At 66.2% G+C, this 6,227-nt stretch carries 4 protein-coding genes; all 4 read right to left on the reverse strand.

The genetic code is table 11. The features are described 5' to 3' along the window. Window positions 1-26: 26 nt before the first annotated feature. A complete protein-coding gene (locus WBQ44_RS04570) occupies window positions 27-1,112 on the reverse strand; it encodes an amidohydrolase family protein (RefSeq protein ID WP_495565549.1) in 1,086 nt (361 codons plus the stop codon). A gap of 3 nt (window positions 1,113-1,115) precedes the next feature. Then, on the reverse strand, window positions 1,116-2,672 hold the full coding sequence (gene ffh / locus WBQ44_RS04575) for a signal recognition particle protein (RefSeq protein ID WP_495565550.1): 1,557 nt from the start codon (window positions 2,670-2,672) through the stop codon (window positions 1,116-1,118). Between the two features lie 154 nt (window positions 2,673-2,826). Next, a complete protein-coding gene (locus WBQ44_RS04580) occupies window positions 2,827-3,612 on the reverse strand; it encodes a M23 family metallopeptidase (protein ID WP_495565551.1) in 786 nt (261 codons plus the stop codon). Between the two features lie 200 nt (window positions 3,613-3,812). Next, a partial coding sequence (locus WBQ44_RS04585; RefSeq protein WP_495565552.1) for a [protein-PII] uridylyltransferase occupies window positions 3,813-6,227 on the reverse strand: 2,415 nt, incomplete at its 5' end.

The raw sequence follows: 6,227 nt of genomic DNA on the forward strand, positions 1-6,227 counted from the left end.
CACCTCGCGCTCCTCGTCCGCCGGAGTCACGTGACCCTCGAAATCGGCACACCGCGAAGAACCACGAGATCAGGAGCCGACAGCACGTCCGGCCCTCGGCGCGGATCCTCGGAATAGACGATCAGGTCGGCCGGCGCGCCGTGCTCGAGGCCCGGCCATCCCAGCCACGACCTCGCCGTCCAACTCGCGGCGCCCAGCGCCTCGGTGGCCGTCATCCCCACACGCCCCAGAGCGGCGACCTCGTCCGCGATGCGGCCGTGCCGAATGGATCCGCCGGCGTCCGTCCCGGCGAAGATGGGAATGCCTGCGTCGTGGGCCCGCCCGATCGTCTCGGCCACCCGGGCATGCAGAGCGCGCATGTGCCGCGCGTAGATCGGGTACCTCGTGGCGGACGCGGCGATATCGGGAAACGTCTCGATGTTGATGAGCGTCGGAACCAACGCCGTGCCGTGGGCCGCCATCATCTCGACGGTCTCGTCGGTCAATCCGGTGCCGTGCTCGATGCAGTCGATACCCGCGTCGATCAGGCCGGGCAGCGCGTCCTCACCGAACACGTGTGCCGTGACGCGAGCTCCTTCGGCATGAGCGGCATCGACGGCGCGCTTCAGGATTTTGTCGTTCCACAACGGCCTGAGGTCACCGACGCCGCGATCGATCCAGTCTCCGACGATTTTGACCCAGCCGTCCCCTGAGCGTGCTTGCTGTGCAACGGCTTCGGGAAGTTGGTCCTCGTCCTCGATATCGATCGCAAGGCCAGGAATGTAGCGCTTGGGCGACGCGATGTGACGGCCCGCCCGGATGATCCGGGGAAGGTCGGGATGATCGTCGAGCTCACGGGTGTCGATCGGCGACCCGGCGTCACGAAGCAGTAGAGCGCCCACGTCACGCTCTGTTCGAGCCTGCTCCACGGCACCCGGAAGATCCTCGTGCCCGCCGCCGTACCTGATACCGACATGGCAATGGGCGTCGACGAGACCCGGAAGAATCCAGCCCTCCCGGCAGAGGGTGTCCGCGTCGGCAACGGGCTCCAGCGTAATGACCCCGTCCTGAATCCACAGTTCGATCGGATCGCCACTGGGGAGGGTCCGTCCCCGAACGTGGAACGCGGACACGGCCTACTTCTTCGGCAGCTTCAGCTGAGAGAAATCGATTCCTTCGAGGCCAGGTGGGATCTGGTCGAGACCCTTGGGCATACCTGACAGGTCGGGCATGCTGGCAGGCATACCACCCGGCATGCCAGGCAGACCGCCGCGGATCTTCGGCTGAGTGGGTCCGCGCCCACCCTTCTTGCCCTTCTTGCCCTTCTTGCTGCGAACCTGCTTGCGCGCACCGGGCATTCCCATGCGACCGGCCATCGCGGACATCATCTTTCGAGCCTCGAAGAAGCGGTCGACGAGCTGGTTGACGTCGGAGACCTTGACGCCCGACCCGTTGGCGATTCGCAGCCGCCTCGACGCATTGATGATCTTGGGGTCGGTCCGCTCCTGCGGCGTCATGCCTCTGATGATTGCCTGCACTCGGTCGAGCTGTTTCTCGTCGACGTTGGCCAATTCCTTCATCTGGCCTGCGCCCGGAAGCATGCCGAGCAGGTTGCCGATGGGTCCCATCTTGCGGACAGCCATCATCTGCTCCAGGAAATCGTCGAGGGTGAGCTGACCGGAACCGATCTTGTTCGCGGTCGCCTCGGCCTGCTCGGCATCGAAATGCTGCTCGGCCTGCTCGATGAGGCTGAGCACATCGCCCATTCCGAGGATGCGGCTGGCCATGCGATCAGGATGGAAGACGTCGAAATCTTCGAGCTTCTCACCGGTGGAAGCGAACATGATCGGCGCACCCGTGACCTCGCGGACGCTGAGCGCCGCTCCGCCGCGGGCATCGCCGTCCAGCTTGGTGAGTACGACTCCGGTGAAACCGACACCGTCCCGAAAGGCCTGCGCGGTACTGACCGCATCCTGACCGACCATGGCGTCGAGAACGAACAGGGTTTCATCGGGTTCGACAGCGTCGCGGATCCCGGCGGCCTGGTTCATCAGCTCGGTATCGATGCCGAGACGACCCGCGGTGTCGACGATGACGATGTCGTATTGCTTGCTGCGCGCTTCGGCGATGCCCGCGCGTGCGACCTCGACGGGATCGGCTGCTGTGACACCGAGGGCGTTGTCTCCGCCGCCGATGGACGTGCCGGGGTGCGGCGCGAACACGGTGGCCCCTGCGCGTTCACCGACGATCTGCAACTGACTGACAGCGCCGGGACGCTGGAGGTCGCAGGCAACCAGAAGTGGGGTGTGGCCCTGATCCTTGAGCCACTTCGCCAGCTTGCCGGCCAGTGTGGTCTTACCCGAGCCTTGCAGACCCGCGAGCATCACTACGGTCGGCGGGGTCTTCGCAAACGTCAGCCGCCTGGTTTCGCCGCCCAGAATTCCGACGAGCTCCTCGTTGACGATCTTGACGACCTGCTGCGCCGGATTGAGCGCTCCGGACACCTCGGCGCCCTTGGCGCGAGTCTTGATCCGGGTGATGAACTCGCGGACCACCGGCAGTGCGACGTCGGCCTCGAGCAGTGCAAGCCTGATCTCCCGCGCAGTCGCATCGATGTCGGCACCGGACAGTCGACCCTTACCACGCAGGTCCTTGAGGGTCCCGGTCAACCTGTCGGAAAGGGATTCGAACACCGATTGCACTCCTGAGCCGATAGAGAATTGAGCCTGTGGGTCTAGCAGACGGCTCCAGACTAGCGCCCGACGCCGCCAGGCGTGGACACCGAGTGCCCGGCGCCGGTACGCGCTGACACCGAGTGCCCGGCGTCGGTGTGCAACGAGGTTCAGGTCAGGCGTTGCGAGCTGTGTCGTTCCATGTCGCGGACACGCCGTTGGCCGCGAGCCACCCGGCGGGATCGATCTTGACCCCGGACGGGTCGTGTACTTCGAAGTGGAGGTGGGGGCCGGTGGACTGTCCACGGTTGCCCACGGTGGCGATCTGTTGACCCGCCGACACGGTTTGCCCCGGTGTGACGGAGAAAGAATCGACGTGTCCATAGACGGTTTCCGTGCCGTCCGCGTGGCGCACTTTGACCCACAGGCCGAATCCAGCAGCAGGCCCTGCGGCCGTGACGACGCCGTCGGAAGCGGCGCGGATCGGCGTCCCTATCGGGGCTGCGATGTCGATGCCGCCGTGCTGGGTGCCCCAGCGGTGCCCGAAGCTCGACGTCAGGACGCCGGACACCGGTTGCACTGCCTTCTCCTTCAGCGGCTGCAAGCCCTGCAGCAAATCCTGTGTAGAAGCACCCAAATCGGGCAACCCGAGCGCGGGAAGATGAGAGAGGTCGGGAAGCTGCACCCCTGGCGGAAGCTCGAATCCTGCGGGCAACAAACCCTGCGGAAGTACGAACGGCGCTGAGGCGGCGGGCATCTCGGGCGCAGGCAGCGGGGCTGCGGACGCGGTTCCGGTACCCATTTGCACAGCTCCCGCGACGATCGCCCCGGTGGCCGCAACAACGGTAGCGGTCTTCATCGCCGAGTCTTTGGTCTCTTCCTTGGCCCGATGCCGACCGCGCGGGGTGGCCGAGTCGGTCTCTGGCGGAACGTAGATGTTCGAACGCCGGTGGGATCCCACAGTGTGTACCTCATCGTTTCGTCGGCGAGGCATCTTCAGCCGATCCGACCCGCGGTCGATCTGAAGCATTCCGCTCTCGTTACCAATGTGTCCTGCGGAGAGAACGTAACAAAACGATCTCGCCGCAGGACACCGTAACCGGATCTTGGTGAATATTCACAACCACCCGTCGGATTCGGGGCTCACGCGATGCCGTCCAGTCAGATGCCCTCCGGCTTTTCCGGCGGCTTGGCCGGTTCCGGAGCCGGCACCACCGCGAGCAACGCCCCTTCGATCTGCTCACGGGTGGCGCGACTGTCCGAGCCGGCGAGATCGATGCAGAACGCGTCCACGACCGACGTGCCCAGCGTCGCCACCCGCGCCCAACGGACGTCCGCACCGAGCGCTTCCAGCGCCGTGGCGAGACGACACAGCAGCCCGAGTCGATCCTCGGCGCGCAATTCGAGCACAACTCGACCGGGTTCGGTGGCGTCGAACCACAGCACCCGGGGAGGAGCCTGCGCATACATCACCGGAACCGAGGAGTCGGTGTCGTCGTCGGCCGGTCCGGCGACCGACAACACGTCCTCCGGCACCGACAGCCGCGCGTCCTTCTCCTTGGCGTCGAGCATCGCAACGAGGTTCAACTCGCCGGCCTGTGCGCGGATGAGTTCCTGCCGAAGCAGACCCGCCTGTGGCGGCGTACCGAACAACGGGGCGACGACGAACGTGTTGACCGCCGAACCCTCGTGACTGCCGAGGGACGCCGAGAGCACCCGCAGCGAGTGCAGTGCAAGCACGCCCGCGGCGTCGGACAGCAAGCCCGGCGAATCGGGAGCGACGACGGTGACCACGTACGTGTGCGATCCGTCGGTCGGTTCGAGAACCACGTGTACACCGCCCTTTTCGGCGAGCGCCACATAGGCCGGGTCGACCGGATCCGGCGTCGGCAACGTCTCCCCCGCCATGACCATGCGACAGCGTCGGACGAGTTCGCGGATCAACGACGCTTTCCAGTCGCCCCAGACGCCGGGCCCGGTCGCCAGCGAATCGGCTTCTGCGAGTGCGTGAAGCAATTCGAGGAGTACCGAGTCGGCTCCGAGCTTGTCCACCACGGTGCGCACGGTTTCGGGATCGTCGAGGTCTCGCCGCGTCGCCGTCTCAGGCAGAAGAAGGTGGTGGCGCACCATCGAATGCAGCAGCGCCACATCCGAAGGCCAGAGTCCGAGCCTGTTTCCGATCTGCGTTGCGAGGTCGGCGCCGACGACGCTGTGGTCGCCTCCGCGGCCCTTGCCGATATCGTGAACGAGGGCTCCGAGAACCAGCAGATCCGGTCGAGCAACACGGGTCGTCAGCGCGCCGGCGTAGGCGGCGGTCTCGACGAGGTGCCTGTCCACGGTCCAGGTGTGAACGGCGTCCCGCGGCGGAAGGTCGCGCACGGCGCCCCATTCCGGAAGCAACCGACCCCACAGACCGGTGCGGTCGAGAGCCTCGATCGCGGCGATGGCCCGCCGACCCGAGCCGAGCAGCACCAGCAAATCGTTGAGCGCTTCCTTCGGCCACGGTTCACGAAGCTCGGGAGCGCCGTCCGACAACGTGTTCAGCGTCGAGGCAGACATCGGCATACCGGTGTGGGCGGATGCTGCGGCAACCCTCATGATCAGGCCCGGATCCTTGTTGGGCCTGGCGTCGCGAGCGAGCACCACTTCACCGGCATGTTCGACGACTCCTTCGTCGAGGGGCCGTCGTACGGGAACGCGGCGCAGGCGTGAGAGCCCCCTGCGCGGGAGCGCGTTACCCGCGGTCCGCAGGCCGACATCGACCGAGTAACCGATGGTTCGGGCTGCGTCGCTCAACGTCCTTGCCAGGTCGAATCGATCACCGATGCGTAAGGCCGCACCGATCTCGTCGGCGTCCTGAGCCTGCAACTGGTCCCTGGCGCGTCCGGCGACGCGATGCAGTTCGGTGCGTACGTCGAGAAGCCGCCCGTGTGCGAAAGCCAGTCCGCCTCCGGGAGATTCGGGACCGAGCCCCGGCATGCCGTTCGTCAGCTGCGCGATCGACAACGCGTCCAGTAGTTGTACGTCGCGCAGTCCGCCGCGGCCGCTCTTGAGGTCCGGCTCGGCCCGGTGTGCTATTTCGCCACTGCGCACCCAGCGGGACCGCGTCTGCGTGATCAGCTCGTCGAAGCGGGTTCTGATGCCGGTGCGCCACTCTCGTCGCACACCGCCGATCAGGAGATTGCTGAGCTCGACGTCACCGGCTATGTGGCGGGCCTCGAGCATGCCGAGTGCGGCGGTGAGATCGGCCGAGGCCACCTGCAGCGCCTGCGGAACGGTGCGGACGCTGTGATCGAGCTTGATGTGCGCGTCCCAGAGCGGATACCAGAGCGCGTCGGCGACGTCGGAAACCAGCTTGGGACTCATATCGTCGTGCAGCAGAATGAGATCGAGATCGGAGTGCGGCAGCAGTTCGCGCCGCGCCAACCCGCCCACCGCGACGATCGCGAAACCGGAATCGGGCTTGATGCCCAGCTCGGCACCCTTGGTGGTCAGCCAGAACTCGTGCAGATCGACGAGCGCCTGACGCAGTGACGGAGCGTCGAGCCGACGCTGCCGTTCGCCGCTACCCAGCAG

This window comes from Rhodococcus sp. (in: high G+C Gram-positive bacteria), from assembly GCF_049591685.1.
Taxonomy (GTDB): Bacteria; Actinomycetota; Actinomycetes; order Mycobacteriales; family Mycobacteriaceae; genus Rhodococcoides.